Consider the following 16,789-nt stretch of genomic DNA (forward strand, 5'->3'; position numbering starts at 1 on the left):
AATTTAAATAGACTTATCAGCTTACTGAGAGTTCGTTATGTGTGACTACAAAAAGTTATCGAATCAGCCTTTAGTCTTTGTATTAGCAGAATTTAGATTTTCTCCTATACTAGATATGAAGGAATATATACCTAAGATTCAAGACGCTTTGAGAAATAAGCTACCAATTCTAAGAAACACTGAGACCCAGGAAATTACGGTGTCGCCTAACGGTATAAGCTTAGAGGCTCAAGCCAACTGGGAGTTTATCTCTAAAAACAGTCATACCGCAGCTTCTATTAACCAGAATCGTCTGTTGTTTATGACTAGTGAATATGAACGATTTAATGGATTTGAAGGAAACTGTGATTTCTTATTACAAACTATCATAGATATTATTAACCCAAGCCTCTGTTTAGGTGTTGGTTTACGTTATAGCGATACCATTTTTAACATTGAAGGCAAAGGCTCAATAGAAGACTTTGTTCAGTCTAGACTATACAACAACGATGATTTAAAACTGTCAGGGAGCTTACTAAGACAGACTAATGAAACCTTATGGAGAACGACAGAAGGGGCTATTTTTATCCGTTCGATATATGGTGAGGATAAAGTTTTAGTTTGGCCTGATGCAGAGAACCTGCCTATTGCAATACAAAAATCTTCTGATAAGCCTGTTAAAAGACTACTATTGGATATTGATCATGTATGGAATGCGCAGGAAGAAGAGTATGGTCCACTAGATTTTGATAAAGGATTAATACTTAATAAGCTATCAAACATGCATAAGATCAGTCGAAAAGCATTTTGGAATGTAACAACAGAACAAGCCAAGGAGGCATGGAAATGAGACAAAATAGTTATGGAGCAAATAGCTGGATAAATAAGAATATTACTACCGCTCTTATAGGCGCTTCTATTCTTGCCACTACTCCAGCCTATGCTTTTAAGAAATCAACCAGTTACGATAACAGTCGTTATATAATTGACAAAATGAGCCAAGCAAGCGGATCAAGTATTAATGTTAAGTACAATACTCGCCAGTCTCAGCTTTCGACAATAAAAGAGTATTTTGATTTGAGTGATGAAGAGCTTGCTAACCTTGTTGGTGTCTCAAGAAAAACACTGTACAACTGGGAGAAGCAAGGGATTAGTAAAGAAAAAGATAGACAAAGAGTGTTTGAGTTAAGCGTTATCGCAGAAGACTGGAGTTATAACAAGCTTCCTACTGATAAAGAAAAGCTGTTTACCCCTATCCTAGGTTCTACTAGCGTGATGCAAATGTTGACAGATAAAAAGCTTGATAGAGAAAAAATAATTTTTGCAGGTCGACGTCTTGCTCATCAATCATTGGCGCCTGAAGTAGGTTTGATTTAGAGGTTTAAATGCAGCGTATACTCGAAGCATTAGGATGGCGACAAGGCAGCTTTGTCAAACCTGAATCAGTTGCAAAGCTCATAGGTGATATAGATAGTACGTTCACTATATCTGCTAACAACTTGTTGGTTGTTGCCTCACAATCATGCGACGTTGCCTCCTCGCAAGAAGAATACATCGAGCTCTCTATTGTCCGGCTTTTATCAGCTGAAGCGTTTAAAAAACAGTATAGCCACAACCGCCACCCTAGAATGTTGCATATAGAAGCAAACTCAAGCAGCTCTGATGAGAAGATTATTTTAGAGCTAAAAGCTCATGAAAAAATACAAATAGAAAAACAACTTCTTGAAGAACACACTCCTGATAACTCAATTAACTTTTTAGAAGATAATCTAAATCTGTATGTGGATTGGTTAGCAGGTCGTTATAAGAGACCTGCATTACCTACGAAATTTGATCAGTTAATCGCGTCTTCTGATAAGAAAGGTAAGAGAAAAAAGATTGCTAAGCGAGCTAATGATTATCTAACTGGTATATATGTTGAGATTTATCCAAATCGAGATATCAATGATGATGAAACTTATTCAGTGAATTTGTTAGGTATAGCTTCTAATGATCAGTCTATTACTTCTGCTACTGATGCACTTAATGACTATGCTGATATATTGGAAGATGCTGGAATGGACGTTTCTGTTCCTAAAGTAGTTACTGAATTTCAAGTTTCTGTAGGAACCCTACGTCAATATCAACGTATCAATTTTGACTATCTTTCGTACGAAGAAAATAACCCTTTACCACCTGACACAGAAATTTAAAACAAAAAACACCCAACCAAGTTGAGTGTTTTTTTATGTCAGCTAAAGACTAAGTAGAGATTATTCCCACTCAATAGTAGCCGGTGGCTTGCTCGACACATCATACGTCACGCGTGAGACGTCAGCGATTTCATTCATGATGCGATTACTTACCGTCTCAATCAAATCATACGGCAGATGGGCAAAGCGCGCGGTCATAAAGTCGACAGTTTCAACCGCACGTAGCGCAATCACCCACGCATAGCGGCGACCATCACCGACCACGCCAACAGACTTGATCGGTTGGAATACCGCAAAGGCTTGTGCGGTCTTGTCATACCAGCCTGAGCGCTCCAGCTCCTGCATAAAGATAGCATCGGCAAGACGCAGGATATCAGCATATTCTTTTTTCACCTCACCCAAGATGCGCACGCCAAGACCTGGACCTGGGAATGGATGACGATAGATCATTTTCTCTGGTAATCCAAGAGTGATACCAAGCTTACGAACTTCATCTTTAAATAGATCACGTAATGGCTCGACCAACTCAAACGCCAAGTCATCGGGTAGACCGCCCACATTATGATGGCTCTTAATGACGTGCGCTTTGCCTTGATGCGATTTGGCTGATTCAATCACGTCAGGATAAATCGTACCCTGTGCTAAGAACTCAATGGTTTTGCCATCGCTTTGCTCGCTCACTTCACGCGCGCTATTAGCGAATACATCAATGAAAGTTTTACCGATGATTTTACGCTTGGCTTCAGGATCAGACTCGCCTGCTAATGCATCTAAGAATAAATCTTCGGCATCGACACGGATGACTTTGACGCCCATGTTTTCCGCGAAGATTTGCATGACCTGATCGCCTTCATGTAGACGAAGCAGACCGTTATCGACAAACACACACGTGAGCTGATCGCCAATGGCTTTATGCAATAGCGCAGCGACCACAGAGCTATCGACGCCGCCTGATAAACCAAGCAATACTTGCTTATCACCGATTTGCTCTTTGAGCTGTGCCACACGCATATCGACGATATTGTCTGGCGTCCACTCACCAGCACAGTCGCAAATCTGATGCACAAATCGGCCGAGGAGCGCTTGACCTTGTAAGGTGTGCGTCACCTCAGGATGGAACTGAAGACCATAGTACTGCTTGTCATCATCAGCCATAATCGCAATCGGACAGCTTGGTGTGCTGGCAATGATATCAAAACCTTGTGGCGCTTCGATGACCTTGTCGCCATGACTCATCCATACATTCAGCTTGGCTGACTTGCCTTCCGTGCTGCTGTCTTCGATGCCTTCAGTTAGCTGCGAGTGTCCGTTAACGTCAATCGTCGCCGCGCCAAATTCATGGATATCACTAGCGTGAACCTGTCCGCCAAAACGATCTGCCATCGCCTGCATACCGTAGCAAATGCCGAGTACTGGCACACCAAGCTCAAATACCGCATCATTGATACGCGGACTGTCCTCAGCATGTACGCTCTCAGGGCCGCCCGATAGGATGACACCTTTTGCACCAAAGTCATGGATACGCTGAGCGTCGATATCATAAGGGAACATCTCACAAAATACCCCAGAGTCGCGCACACGGCGAGCGATAAGCTGGCTGTACTGTGAGCCAAAATCGAGAATGAGGATGCGGTCTTCTTTGATAGTAGGTAATGCAGGAGTGGCAGTGGTCATAAATCAATGTCCATCAAGAAAAAATTAGTGGCCTATTTTAACAAGTTTGCGCCCATTAATGGCTATTAGATGATGAATTATTCGCAGTTATTGACGATTATTAGCCGTTTTGCCATTTATTCGTAGTTATTTGAATTTGACGGTATTAAATGTGAGAAAAGAAAAGGCAGCAATATCGATAATAAGGAAGCTTTGCGCTTACTAATCGCATTTTATACGCAATTAAGTAAACAAAACCATGCATTTATAGCTACTATAAGGTTAAGCGCAAAATAAAAGTGACGGAGATAAACGATGACTAAGCCATTGAAAGGGTTACCCCAAGAGTTACTTCAAGAGACACTCAAAAACACCCAAGACTACATCCTAACCAAGTCTGATATCGAAAATACGCCTGAGACCAAGCATGTTCACCAGTTCAATGAGTGTGCTATTCGGCATACGGTTTCGTTGAGTGACATCACTGGTCTGACTAAATTCGGTCTGCATCTTGTGCGCGTTGAGCCGGGAGATGAGACCACGCAGCATCATTATCATGAAGAGTCAGACGAATTTGTCTATGTATTATCAGGACAGCTTTCATTGCGTTATGGCGATAACAATTATCCGTTAACTGCTGGCGACTTCGTAGGTTTCCCCGCGCATGGAGCTGCCCATTCTATGCTCAACGATAGCGATACAGACGCAGTCTATCTGATGGGCGGAAGCAGACCGCCGATTGATATTTGCAATTACCCAGACATCAATCGAAAAATGTATACTATCCACGGAAAAAAGGAATTTGTAGACTTAGAGAATCTAGGCAAGGTATAGAATTTAACAACCAATACAAAGAGAAAACAACATGGGCAACACTGATAACAGTAAAGGCAATAAAAAACCTGATAAATCTAAGTCAGGTCTCGGGCTATCAAAAGAATATCTTCCAGACTATGTAAGAGCACGATCAAAGCATCATAAGCCTCCTCATCTAGGTACCTTTGATGTAGGTATGTCCATTCCGCAGTGGCGGCCTGATCACGTACCAGATACCCGTATCGACAAGTTCACTTTTTTTATGGTGCTTGTCATACTTTTTAGTATCGCTGTGCCTTTGATACTTTTCCCCGAGCAGGGAAAAATATGGGTCGGGATAGCACGTAGCTTTGTCAGTGATAACTTTGGTTTTGCCTATTTAGCTTTTGGCGTCCTTGCCATGTTGTTCGTCATTTACATCGTGATTTCTGATATTGGCAAGATCAAACTAGGCCGTCCAGAAGAAACCGCTGAGTTCTCCGATGCCTCTTGGGCGTCGATGTTGTTCTGCGGTGGTATTGGAGCCAGTATTCTGTACTGGGGTCTGATTGAGTGGGCGTATTATTATCAAAGCCCTCCTTTTAACATAGCAGGCGGCACGCCGGATGCCATTCGCTGGGCCACCACCTATGGTATTTTTCATTGGGGGCCTGTCGCTTGGGCTATCTATTTAGTACCTGCTATACCTATCGCTTACTTTTATTATGTGCGCCAGACGCCGGTACTTAAAGTTAGCCAAACGCTTATGCCATTATTAGGCGAAAAGCTAGCTGGCAGCAATTGGGCCAAAATGCTCGATGTATTATTTGTTTTTGGTATGGTTGGCGGCGGTGCGACGACGCTAGGTCTTGCCTCTCCGCTTATCAACGAAGGCCTTTACAATTTATTTGGCTTGCCACGTAACATCACTATGCAGATTGTGGTGTTGTTAATTACCACTATGATTTTTGCTTATAGTGCGTATCAGGGGTTAAAAGGCGGGATTCAAAAACTCTCCAATATCAACTTTTATTTAGCCGTCGTTTTCTTATTATTCATTCTGATTGTCGGGCCGACCGTCTTTATTTTGAATACTGGCTTAGAAGCTATCGGGCGTTCTCTCACCGAAATGCCGCGTATGATGACTTATATAGAACCCTTCAAAGACTTCCAACAGTTCGGCTTTGAACACACCACCTTCCCGCAAGATTGGACCGTTTTTTATTGGGCATGGTGGTTGGTATTTGCACCGACTATCGGGCTGTTCATTGCCAAAATCTCGAGAGGGCGCACGATACGTAATATGGTCTTGGGGTCGATGTTCTATGGCTCGCTTGGCTGTGCGATGTTTATGATTATCTTGGGTAACTATGGTCTATATCTACAATTGACAGGCGTTGTCGATGTGGTGGCTGTCCTAAATAATGAGTCGCCCACTGCGGCCATCTTCGCTATCTTAAATAGCTTGCCGATGTCTTATGTAGTCATCGCTATCTTTACCTTTTTAGCTACTATCTTTACTGCTACTACCTTTGACTCTATCTCTTATATCTTGGCGTCCGTGGTACAACGAGAAGTCGATGATGAACCGCACCGTTGGAATCGTCTCTTTTGGGCATTCACATTGTGTTTATTACCAGCAATTTTAATGTTCTTAGGAGACCTGCAAACCTTGCAGACTGCTTCTATTATCGCTGGTGCGCCGCTCATTATCATTCTCTCGATGATGATGGTCTCGGTCATTAAAGCTGCGCGTTATGATCTCGCTTATCAGCCTGATTACAATATAAAAACCATTCATATCGAAGAGCTGCCTGATAATGCGCCGTGGGAAGTAGGGGAAACCTCAGTATCACTTGAAGGCTCAATCATGCATCAACATGAAGAATGGGAGCAAATGCGCGAGGATACTGAAAACGCTGTGAACGCTAAAAACAACGGAAATGAGAAGTAGCTAATCGAAAGTGACTGTATTTAAGCTTTTTCTCAATTATCAAATTAAAAAGTATCAAATTAAAAGGCTGGGCTACGTTGGTAGCCCAGCCTTTTTGCTGTTTTTATCTATGATAATTAATCTACTTTAAAAATGGGCTAGCAACAGAGCTAGATATAAAGGCAAAAACAGAAACAGTGCTAATGAAACGAATTTCTTGCCAGCTTTATGAGTCCTTAACGACATCACTAAAAGCCGTATAAATACGATTCAACCCTTCTCGCAATAGCGCTTCAGGACACGCCACATTAAGGCGCATTTTAAGATACCCCTCATCGCCATATTTAATACCCGCATTGAGCTCAACTTTAGCATCGCGCAGCTTGTCATACAGCATTTGATCATCTTGCCCATACGCCGAGCAATCAAGCCAGATTAAATACGACGCCTCTGGACGCATGACCTTAATGTCAGGCAAATGACCTGCTAAAAAGTCTAGTGTTAACTCAATGTTTTTTTCAATATAAGCAAGTGCCTGCTCAAGCCACTCCTCGCCCTCTTCATAGGCGCTTTGCATCACGGTATAGGCAAATAAATTGAGCTCATACTCATCATTTAAATTCTGTTTCTGGCTGATTTTTTTGAGTAACGCCTCATCCTTAGCAAAAATCATTGAGCCTTTGATGCCCGCTACGTTAAAAGTTTTAGTCATCGAAGTCAGGCTCACCACCTTGTGTTCATAGCCTTCTGCAAGCGTTAAAAAAGGGATAAACGTGTGACCGTTCAAAGTTAAATCTTGATGAATCTCATCGCTGACAATCGCTACATCATGCTTTTTGCAAATCGAAAGCAACGCCTCAAGTTCATCCCTCGTCCAAACACGCCCGCCAGGATTGTGCGGATTGCATAACAAATAAAGCTTTACTTTATGCTGGATAATTTTGGCTTCGATGTCGTCCAAATCCAGATGATATTGTCCCTCGACTTCTTTTAACGCAGAGGTCACTAGCTTGCGATCGTTTTGTTCAACCTTGGTCATAAAAGGCGTATAGATAGGATCATTGATCAGTACCGCATCGCCTATCTCGGTAAAGACGTTCATCATTAACGCTAAACTTGGCACCACGCCTGGGGAGAATAAGATATCGCTTTTGGTTAACAGTAATCCATAACGGCTACTATGCCAGTCAACAATCGCTTGATATAGTGCCTCAGTGGGTTTGGTATAGCCTAATACGCCGTGCTGAACCACGCGCTCAATGGTGTTTAAGATAGGCTTGGCAGCTTTAAAATCCATATCCGCCACCCACAGTGGAATGGTATCGTCGCTATAATGCCATTTAAGGGACCCTGTACCGCGTCTGTCGATTATCTCGTCAAAGTTATGTAGCACAGGCATTCTCCTTCATTAGTAAAGTAGGCGTTTAGAGTACAACAGGAATGGCAGCGTCGCCAATCGCTTTATAAAAATCATATAGATGTACAGTGAGATGATAATACACAGACTAAAACTATTTAGCGCGGGTTATCTGTTTATCGACTTAGTTGATATTTAAAATAAAATACTAGTATTATTTGGGTTATTAATATAAGTTAATAGTACGTTTGTATTTATAAATATAAATGTACATTCGGATTTATATTATTGGAGGGATGCAACACTATGAGCAGTATAAATCCTGTTACTACTTACCCAAATCACTACTGAGCCAAGTTGGCTTTTTTAACATAGGATAACTTATAATGAAAATGGATTTTTCACCAAACTTAGTACTCAAAATAAGCGCACTTACTTTAGCAATTGTAGGCGTCGCTTCATGTACGTCTATGGCAACAGGCGCTGATTCTCAACCAATGAAAGCAAGCAGCAGTACTGCCCTTGCTTTCGGTAATAGCGCGATGGCTGGCGGCACTAACGATACTGTCGCTATCGGTAGCCAAGCCAATGCAGGACTCAACTCAGCCACCGCTGTTGGCGGTCAAGCCAATGCCGCAGGTCTCGGCTCAACGTCGATTGGTTGGCAATCTAAAGCCACCGCCGAACGTGCGCAATCCTTCGGTCATCTAGCCAGTGCGAGCGGTGTACGCTCTACTGCGGTGGGTGAAGCGGCAACCGCTGGCGGCACCAATGATACCGTTGCCATCGGTAATAAAGCTAATGCAGGACTCAACTCAGCCACGGCTGTTGGTGGTGAGGCCAACGCTGCGGGTCTCGGCTCAACGTCTATCGGTTGGCAATCTAAAGCCACTGCCGAACGCGCTCAAGCCTTTGGTCATATCGCCAATGCGAGCGGCGTACGCTCTACCGCAGTGGGTGAGGCAGCAGCAGCACAAGGGGAAAACTCGGTCGCCGTAGGGAATAAATCTATGGCAGGCGGTATGAACAGTATCGCTATCGGCAATGGAGCAATGGCGGCAGGCAACAACCAAGTCGTCTTAGGTACTGCCGGACAAGTGCAGTCTAGTACCGAGTCACAGTCAGGTACGGTCAGAATAGTCACTATCGATGACAATGGTACGTTAGGTACGATGCTCGTTGACTACTACAAGTCAGCTAAATAACTATAGTAAAGTTAAAAATGCTGGTACAGATATTAGCCCTAGACAAAATAATGAGACCTCGCTATTGCGGGGTTTTTGCTATTCAAATTGAGCATATTAGCGATAGTTGTTTAGAGGGTTGGTTTGGACGGTACGAAATTTGCGGATTGTCAAATAATACAGTTTTAACTATAAAGGGAGCTTGTTACTTTTATGGTTGTAAATATGCATTTGACACCAGTACAAAATATTTGAATTACATTAAGTCACTCTTGTTAATGAAAACTTTAGATTCTACCTTCCTCTAAAACCTTTCCTTTATCTTCATGCAAAACACCCCCTAAAACCCCACCGTCATCTGCCAATAAATTAGCACCGCACTCATACTAAAGAACGAGCCGATGGTAGAGACGATGACGATAGCCGACATACGATTGACCAAGCCATAATACTGACCAATGATAGCGATGGTCGAAAATGTCGGCGCGGCAGCAAACAGCATCGCCACATATTTACCTTCTAGCGTACCGCCCGGAATTAAGGTAATAGCCAGCAGAATCATCAGCGGATGTAGTATCAGCTTACCCAAGCCGACCGTAGTGATTTTTGGTAAATCGCCTTTAAGCTCCAGTCCATACAGGCTCATACCGATCACAAACAGCGCAACAGGAGCCGCCGCGCCAGTAAGTATTTGCGCAGTTTGAGCAACCACTTGCGGTATAGGTAGACTAAAGATAGAAAAGATCACGCTGACCACCAAAGCAATGATCAGCGGATTACGGGTAAAGTTTTTGCCAATACCGAGCAGCACACTGGCTAAAGACTTGTTAGAAGTGGGATTGATATCAGCCATGATAAACAGCATCGGCAGGATGATAAGGTTTTCGATGATGACGCCCATGGATAAATAGGCGGCAGCCTTATCAGTGCCGATGACCATAGAGGCCACCGCATAGCCAATAAAGGCGCTGTTAGAGAACGAAAGCGCCGTAGAGTTGAGTGCGGCGGAGACATTATCTTGTCGCCAAATCACTTTGGTCAGCACGACACCCACTATAAAAGCCATGACCGAGCCTAGAGCATAGGCAAACAGATAGTGCGGCATTATGACTTGTTGAAAAGGCATGTCTGCAATAGCGTTAAACATGAGTGCAGGCAGTGCAATATTTAGCACCAAACTACCCATACCTTTAGCGTGCTTAGGAGCGATGGCTTTAATGCGCACGCACAAATAGCCAAGCGCAATGATGATGAAGATAGGGGCGGTGATGTTAATAATGTCTAACATAGGTGTGATTGCCCCTTGTAGGCATAAATATAATCAAGCGATTATAATCAATCAATCCTCGGATGAATATAAAATCAAACTTTAACGCCCTTTTTTAACGACCTTTAAAATTCGCCTCGCGCCTTTCAACCATCGCCATCGCACCCTCGCGAGCGTCTTCTGAATGAAATAAATGTGGCAAATAACTATGAATATTAGCCAGTGCCGCGGCGGTGCCACTACGACTCACATCTTGTGCTGAGGACAGTAGCCCTTGTACGCCAAGCGGTGCAGCTTTGCAAATCTCTTTAGCAATGGTCAATGCGCGTTCGTATTCTTTGCCATTCGGCACGACTTCACTGACCAGATTGAGATTATCAGCGGTTTGTGCGTCAAAGGGCTTGCCAGTTAATAAATATGGCATGGCTTTTTGCCAGCCAGCCGCTGCGACAAATCTGACCGTCGCCCCGCCAAATGGCATAATACCCCGCTGCACCTCCATCTGCGCAAAGTTGCAATTTTCGCTCGCGATGACCACATCACTGTTGAGCATGAGCTCAATCCCAGCAGTAAAACAGGTGCCTTGTACCGCAACGACAATAGGCTTGGTGCGTAATTTACCACTGATGCCCCACGGATCAATCTCGTCATCGTTAAATTCAAACGCACCTTTGTCCCATTTGTCTTGTAGCTCCATGAGATCAAGACCAGCGGTAAAGTGCTCACCATGCGCAAATATCAGCGCACAACGTAAATTATCGTCATTGTCATAATGAGTCAGCGCATCAGACAATTGATTGATCATATGGCTGTCAAAGGCATTTCGCTTATCTACGCGATTTAGTCCAATAAGACAAATATAGTCTTGGACTTCATAAGTAATGCGAGTGTCTGTGTGATGATTATGTTCCGTCGTCATAGTTTCGTCCTTTTATACTTGTCTTTATTGAGAATCATAAGAAGTCGCTTTTAATATAGCCATCTATACACTATTACACAAGCAGCAAAGCCATTATCAATACTCACTGACCTGACGATAATAGTTGACCTGATTTACGATTGGTGCAACTATTATTCAAACTAAAACATTACTCAGAGCCTATTATGGAATTTTGGCATGGATTTTTACTTATCACTAGTGTGCACTTACTCGCAGCCGCCTCTCCTGGTCCTGACTTTGTGTTAGTTTCACGTGAAACTTTAACCAAAGGACGTCGTACTGGCTTGATTTGTAGTCTAGGTATTACAGTTGGTCTTGCGGTGCATATTATTTATTCCGTGTTAGGGTTAGCGGCGGTAATAGCTCATTCGCAGCCGTTATTGACTGCTATTAAATGGTTGGGTGGTAGCTATCTGATTTATTTGGGATGGCAAGGTATTCAAGCCAAACCAAAGCCTACAACTGACTTAGCACTAGATACTCCACAGCAGGAAGCGGACAAACAGGCAAAGCAAGACGTTTTAAAAGCCGATTCAACCCTTGCTACCCTGCGACGCGGTTTCTTCTGTAATGTCTTTAACCCTAAAGCGCCTGTATATTTTGTCGCAATATTTACCCTCGTATTGTCCCCCGATATCCCGCTGTGGCAGCTCTCCATCTATGGCGTATGGATGATGGTGCTACAGATGGCATGGTTTAGCGCTGTGGTGATGCTGCTCTCTATTCCTGCTATTCTGCGACGTTTTGGGCGTATTGAGCACTGGATAAACCGTATCTTAGGTAGCGCAATGATAATATTAGGGTTAAACCTCATTTTACGTAGCCGATAAGACATTCGCTACTCGCAAAATCTGCTAAACTGAACAGTTATATTCAAACCTCAAAGCCCCATACTATGACCAGTAGACCAAACACTAATAAACACCGAAACCGCGCACCTGAGACTGCCAAAAAACTTGGCAAGCTGCACTCGCGTAATCCGCACCAAGGTCGCTACGACTTTGCGCTATTGACCCGCGCCTTACCTGAGCTTGCCAAGCATACGATCACCAATCCTAAGGGTGAGCCGACGATTAATTTTTCGGATCATCAGGCGGTACGGGTGCTCAATCAAGCGCTATTGGCCCATTATTATGGTGTCAAGTTTTGGGACATTCCAGAAGGTTATTTGTGCCCGCCCATCCCTGGACGCGCCGATTATATTCATTATATTGCCGACTTATTGGCTCAAACCACACACGTGAACGAAAACAACACACCGCCGATTGGCAAAGAAATTCATGCCCTCGATATTGGGACAGGTGCTAGCGCCATCTACCCTATTATCGGCAGTCAAAGCTATGGCTGGCGCTTTACTGCAAGCGATATTGACCCCGTTTCTGTCAATACCGCAAGCGTTATTTGTCAGGCGAACCCAAAACTAAAAGGCGCGATTAAGGTCAAACTGCAACCCGAGCCAAAATATATTTTTAAAAATATCATTGGACGTCAAGACTACTTTGATGTGGTGGTTTGTAATCCGCCCTTCCATGCCTCCTTGGATGAAGCCTTGCAAGCAAATAGCCGTAAACAACACAATCTGCAAAGACACCGGGGCAAAAACGAAAGTACACAAATCAGTCGTCACTCTACAAAGTCAGGTAATGCCGCGCAAAACCTCAACTTTGGCGGTCAACATAAAGAATTGTGGTCTGAAGGTGGTGAAATTGCTTTTTTGAGTAATATGATAAAAGAGAGCCAAAACTATGCTGAGCATGTTGGTTGGTTTACTAGCCTAGTCTCAAAATCTGAGAATGTAAAACCGTTACAGCAATTATTAAAAGAGCTTGGCGTCGCGCAGATGCGTATTATTGAGATGAGCCAAGGACAAAAAAACACCCGTGTCTTAGCATGGCGATTTAATATTGACGAAGCATAATCATTGCCAAAGCGTATTAACAGAGTTTCACGTGAAACAAAAAAGCCGCTATAAAGATTTATAGTGGCTTTTTATTTGAGCATAAAATAACGTATCTATTTAGCTAAAAAACATAATTTTGAGCCCAATCAAAACCAATACGATGCCGCCGAGTGCTTCTGCTTTATCTTCAAGATACGTACCTGATTTTTTGCCCAAATAGATGCCCACTGCGCTAAAGATAGCCGTGACAATCGCGATGATCACACAAGCAAACCACGCATCAAGATCGAGTAGGTTTAAAGTAAAACCAGCCGCCATGGCATCGATACTGGTGGCAATCGCGAGGGTAAACATGGTGCGATGATTGATATATTTTTCTGCGTTATTTCTTACTGGAGTGGCATTATTACTTACATCAAGTTGTTGATCTGAGATAGCCTCCTTACTTCCCAAAAACACCTCATAGAGCATCTTGCTGCCCAGCCCAATAAGAATAAAACCTCCGGTCCAAGGAGCAGCAGCGGCAAGCCAACCTAATAAAGCTGCACCCAGCAAATAACCAATAAGCGGCATTATCCCCTGTGCAATCCCAAAATATAAGGCAGCGTAGACAGCCAGTCGCCCTATATATCGACGGCTTTGTTTTTGCGATTTAGCGCCCAGTCCTATAGAGACTGCGAACGCATCCATCGCCAAAGCGATAGCCAGTAGTACCACTTCAACCATCTTATTATCCAGTTATCCATTAACTCAAAATATAGCAAAGGTATTATAAGGTGTTAAATAAAGTTTCACGTGAAACAACTCTATTGTTAAAAAATACCGCCTTGGAAGACAAGGCGGTATTTTATACTTAACGTAAAAGCTAAACCTTAAATATCAAGGTTAGAAACCGTTAATGCATTTTCCTCGATAAAGATACGACGCGGCTCGACGTGATCGCCCATCAAGCAGGTAAACATATGATCCGCTGCAATAGCGTCTTCGATGGTGACACGTAGCATGCGACGGTTTTCAGGATCCATCGTCGTGTCCCAAAGCTGATCAGCATTCATCTCCCCTAGCCCTTTATAGCGCTGAACTGCCAAACCACGACGGGCATCTAGCATCATTTGCTGCCAGAGATAGTCAAAGTCGCGCACAGGGATATCTTTGGCTGTACCTGAATTTGCTTCGCGGCGAATAAAAGCATCATCCTCAAGTAGCGTGTTCCATTCGCTTGATAAGCGAAGCAGCTTGCTATACTCACCTGAATTGATGAAACTTGCATCAAGCAAGTAATGATGTGCTAATTGATGCACATAAACGGTAATACGTGGTAACCACTGCGCTTTATTAGATATGGCTTCTACGTTTTCTACTGCTGGCTCTATATTGAGTACGTTTTCTGCTGCATCCATACTCTCAGACTGCTGTTCATGAATATTGACCAGCTCAATCTCAGGGCTTAAATCACTACCGAAGTGATTAAGCTGAGCTTGCATAGTCTCTTGCCATTCTTGCATAGCAGACTTATCATAAGTCATGTCAGTGCTAAGCTTTGGTGTATGCGTCAACGCATCCAAAATTACTGCTGGAAAACGAATCTGCAAACGGGCTTTAATCAGCTGTGTCTGGTTGTAATCATTTAGCAGTGTTTCAAGCGCTTGACCAGTAATAGCAGGAGCATCGGCACTGATATGCAACTTAGTATTATCAATCGTAGATGACAACAGATAAGCTTTGAGCGCCTCATCATCTTTTAGATACAACTCTTGGCGACCTTTTTTGACTTTATACAATGGTGGCTGCGCAATATAAATATAACCACGTTCAATCAGCTCTGGCGTTTGACGGAAAAAGAACGTTAGTAGCAAGGTACGAATGTGCGAGCCGTCGACGTCGGCATCGGTCATAATGATAATTTTATGATAGCGTACTTTGTCAGGATTGTACTCGTCAGGACCAATACCGCAGCCAAGCGCGGTAATCAAGTTACCTACTTCTGCAGACGATAGCATCTTGTCAAAACGCGCACGCTCGACATTTAGAATCTTACCTTTTAGTGGCAAAATTGCTTGCGTCTTCCGGCTACGACCTTGCTTCGCTGAGCCGCCAGCAGAATCACCCTCCACGATGTATAGCTCTGATAACGAGGGATCTTTTTCTTGGCAATCAGCCAGCTTACCCGGCAGACCTGCGATATCCAAAGTAGTCTTACGACGCGTCATCTCACGCGCTTTACGCGCCGCATCACGAGCCCTTGCCGCATCGATAATCTTATTGGCAATACCTTTGGCAGCGCTTGGATTTTCAAGCAGATAATCATTAAACTTATCATGCATCGCTGACTCAACAGCAGATTTGACTTCGCTTGATACCAGCTTGTCTTTGGTCTGACTAGAGAACTTTGGATCAGGTACTTTTACTGAAACAATAGCACTTAGACCTTCTCGCGCATCATCGCCACTGACCGCGACTTTCTCTTTTTTAAACAGGTTTTCACGATCCATATAGCTGTTTAGACCACGGGTAAGCGCTGAGCGAAACCCTGATAAGTGCGTACCACCGTCGCGCTGCGGGATGTTATTTGTGAAACAAAGTACTTTTTCATTATAAGTGTCCGTCCACTGTAACGCGACTTCGACTGCGATACCATCGTCTTGTTCACTAGTAAAATGGAACACTTCATTGATGCCGTCCTTGCCTGCATTGATATAGCTTACAAACTCAGATAACCCGCCTTTGTGCTCAAACTCATGGCGCTTATCGATACGCTCGTCAGTTAAGACAATGCGCACACCTGAGTTTAAGAAGGACAGCTCACGTAAGCGTTTGGCCAAAATATCATACTCGAAGATAGTACCCGTAAATACGTCGCTACTTGGATAAAAACGGATTTGTGTACCCGTTTTATCGGTCGCTTCCATTTGCTGAATATCAGCATCTGGCACACCGTCGGTATAAGTTTGATGGTAATGATAACCTTCACGCCAGATATTCATCTCAAGCTTTTTCGATAATGCGTTAACGACTGAAACGCCAACGCCATGTAAGCCGCCTGAGACTTTATAGCTGTTGTCATCAAACTTACCGCCTGCATGTAGTACGGTCATAATGACCTGCGCGGCAGACACCCCTTCTTCTGGATGAATATCAACAGGGACACCGCGACCATTGTCCATGACACTGACCGACTCATCTTCATGGATGATAATATCAATCTGATCACAGTGACCAGCTAGCGCCTCATCGATAGAGTTGTCCACTACCTCAAAGACCATATGATGCAAGCCTGTGCCATCATCTGTATCACCGATATACATACCAGGACGTACACGCACCGCTTCTAAACCGCGCAATACACGAATGTCTTTGGAGCTGTACTCAGATGGAAGTCCTTCAGAAATAGTCGCTGGCGCAATAGTCTCAACGATAGTATCTGACATCATATTGTCTGACGTCAGTTGCTCGTAATCGGTAGGTAATGAATCACTCATGTGCATTCCTTAATCTAGCCACAATCAGCCATATATCATCAACTCACCACTTTGGTGAGACTTTACAGTATTATCTTAAAATGAACGTTTTACTGTTAAAACCTCGAGCT

General features: G+C 43.5%; 14 protein-coding genes. 8 read left to right on the forward strand and 6 right to left on the reverse strand.

Annotated features, from left to right (window positions below; translation table 11 throughout):
• The first annotated feature begins 37 nt into the window (after positions 1-37).
• The 3 genes from ACTXGH_RS05415 to ACTXGH_RS05425 are packed head-to-tail and all read left to right on the forward strand — an operon-like array spanning position 38 to position 2,171.
• Entirely contained in the window at positions 38-829 is a 792-nt protein-coding gene (locus ACTXGH_RS05415) for a TIGR04255 family protein (RefSeq protein ID WP_439296162.1), read from the forward strand.
• Entirely contained in the window at positions 826-1,356 is a 531-nt protein-coding gene (locus tag ACTXGH_RS05420; RefSeq protein WP_439296163.1) for a hypothetical protein, read from the forward strand. The genes ACTXGH_RS05415 and ACTXGH_RS05420 overlap by 4 nt, the downstream gene beginning before the upstream one ends.
• A gap of 8 nt (positions 1,357-1,364) precedes the next feature.
• Complete coding sequence (locus tag ACTXGH_RS05425) at positions 1,365-2,171, forward strand: hypothetical protein (RefSeq protein WP_439296164.1); 807 nt, start codon at positions 1,365-1,367, stop codon at positions 2,169-2,171.
• A gap of 60 nt (positions 2,172-2,231) precedes the next feature.
• On the opposite strand, the gene guaA is transcribed toward ACTXGH_RS05425, so the two are convergent.
• Positions 2,232-3,845, reverse strand: a complete 1,614-nt coding sequence (gene guaA / locus ACTXGH_RS05430; protein ID WP_439296165.1) for a glutamine-hydrolyzing GMP synthase — start codon at positions 3,843-3,845, stop codon at positions 2,232-2,234.
• Positions 3,846-4,139: 294 nt separating this feature from the next.
• Here guaA and ACTXGH_RS05435 point away from each other — a divergent pair, with 294 nt between their 5' ends.
• Positions 4,140-4,658: a cupin domain-containing protein gene (locus ACTXGH_RS05435; RefSeq protein WP_439263347.1), complete on the forward strand. Its 519-nt coding sequence runs from the start codon at positions 4,140-4,142 to the stop codon at positions 4,656-4,658.
• A 31-nt stretch (positions 4,659-4,689) separates the two neighbouring features.
• Positions 4,690-6,573 (forward strand): BCCT family transporter, encoded by a 1,884-nt coding sequence (locus ACTXGH_RS05440; protein ID WP_439263349.1) that lies wholly within the window; start codon positions 4,690-4,692, stop codon positions 6,571-6,573.
• A 205-nt stretch (positions 6,574-6,778) separates the two neighbouring features.
• Here ACTXGH_RS05440 and ACTXGH_RS05445 read toward each other — a convergent pair whose 3' ends face one another.
• Positions 6,779-7,951 carry a MalY/PatB family protein gene (locus ACTXGH_RS05445; RefSeq protein WP_439296166.1) on the reverse strand — a complete coding sequence of 391 codons (1,173 nt, stop codon included), beginning with the start codon at positions 7,949-7,951 and terminating at the stop codon, positions 6,779-6,781.
• A gap of 344 nt (positions 7,952-8,295) precedes the next feature.
• Between ACTXGH_RS05445 and ACTXGH_RS05450 the strand changes: the two genes are divergently transcribed.
• A complete protein-coding gene (locus ACTXGH_RS05450; RefSeq protein ID WP_439296167.1) occupies positions 8,296-9,114 on the forward strand; it encodes a hypothetical protein in 819 nt (272 codons plus the stop codon).
• Positions 9,115-9,433: 319 nt separating this feature from the next.
• Here the strand turns inward: ACTXGH_RS05450 and ACTXGH_RS05455 are convergent, their stop codons facing one another.
• Together ACTXGH_RS05455 and ACTXGH_RS05460 are read right to left on the reverse strand one after the other, a co-directional pair.
• Positions 9,434-10,381 carry an AEC family transporter gene (locus ACTXGH_RS05455; protein WP_439296168.1) on the reverse strand — a complete coding sequence of 316 codons (948 nt, stop codon included), beginning with the start codon at positions 10,379-10,381 and terminating at the stop codon, positions 9,434-9,436.
• 94 nt (positions 10,382-10,475) lie between these two features.
• Complete coding sequence (locus tag ACTXGH_RS05460; RefSeq protein WP_439296169.1) at positions 10,476-11,279, reverse strand: crotonase/enoyl-CoA hydratase family protein; 804 nt, start codon at positions 11,277-11,279, stop codon at positions 10,476-10,478.
• 185 nt (positions 11,280-11,464) lie between these two features.
• On the opposite strand from ACTXGH_RS05460, the gene ACTXGH_RS05465 reads away from it, so the two are divergent.
• Entirely contained in the window at positions 11,465-12,130 is a 666-nt protein-coding gene (locus tag ACTXGH_RS05465; protein WP_439263359.1) for a LysE family translocator, read from the forward strand.
• Positions 12,131-12,195: 65 nt separating this feature from the next.
• Positions 12,196-13,218: a 23S rRNA (adenine(1618)-N(6))-methyltransferase RlmF gene (gene rlmF / locus ACTXGH_RS05470; protein ID WP_439296170.1), complete on the forward strand. Its 1,023-nt coding sequence runs from the start codon at positions 12,196-12,198 to the stop codon at positions 13,216-13,218.
• A gap of 99 nt (positions 13,219-13,317) precedes the next feature.
• On the opposite strand, the gene ACTXGH_RS05475 is transcribed toward rlmF, so the two are convergent.
• Entirely contained in the window at positions 13,318-13,926 is a 609-nt protein-coding gene (locus ACTXGH_RS05475; protein WP_439296171.1) for a manganese efflux pump MntP, read from the reverse strand.
• 146 nt (positions 13,927-14,072) lie between these two features.
• Complete coding sequence (gene gyrB / locus ACTXGH_RS05480) at positions 14,073-16,646, reverse strand: DNA topoisomerase (ATP-hydrolyzing) subunit B (protein ID WP_439263460.1); 2,574 nt, start codon at positions 16,644-16,646, stop codon at positions 14,073-14,075.
• Positions 16,647-16,789: the final 143 nt, after the last annotated feature.

The organism is Psychrobacter sp. 1Y10, assembly GCF_052259005.1.
Taxonomy (GTDB): Bacteria; Pseudomonadota; Gammaproteobacteria; order Pseudomonadales; family Moraxellaceae; genus Psychrobacter; species Psychrobacter saeujeotis.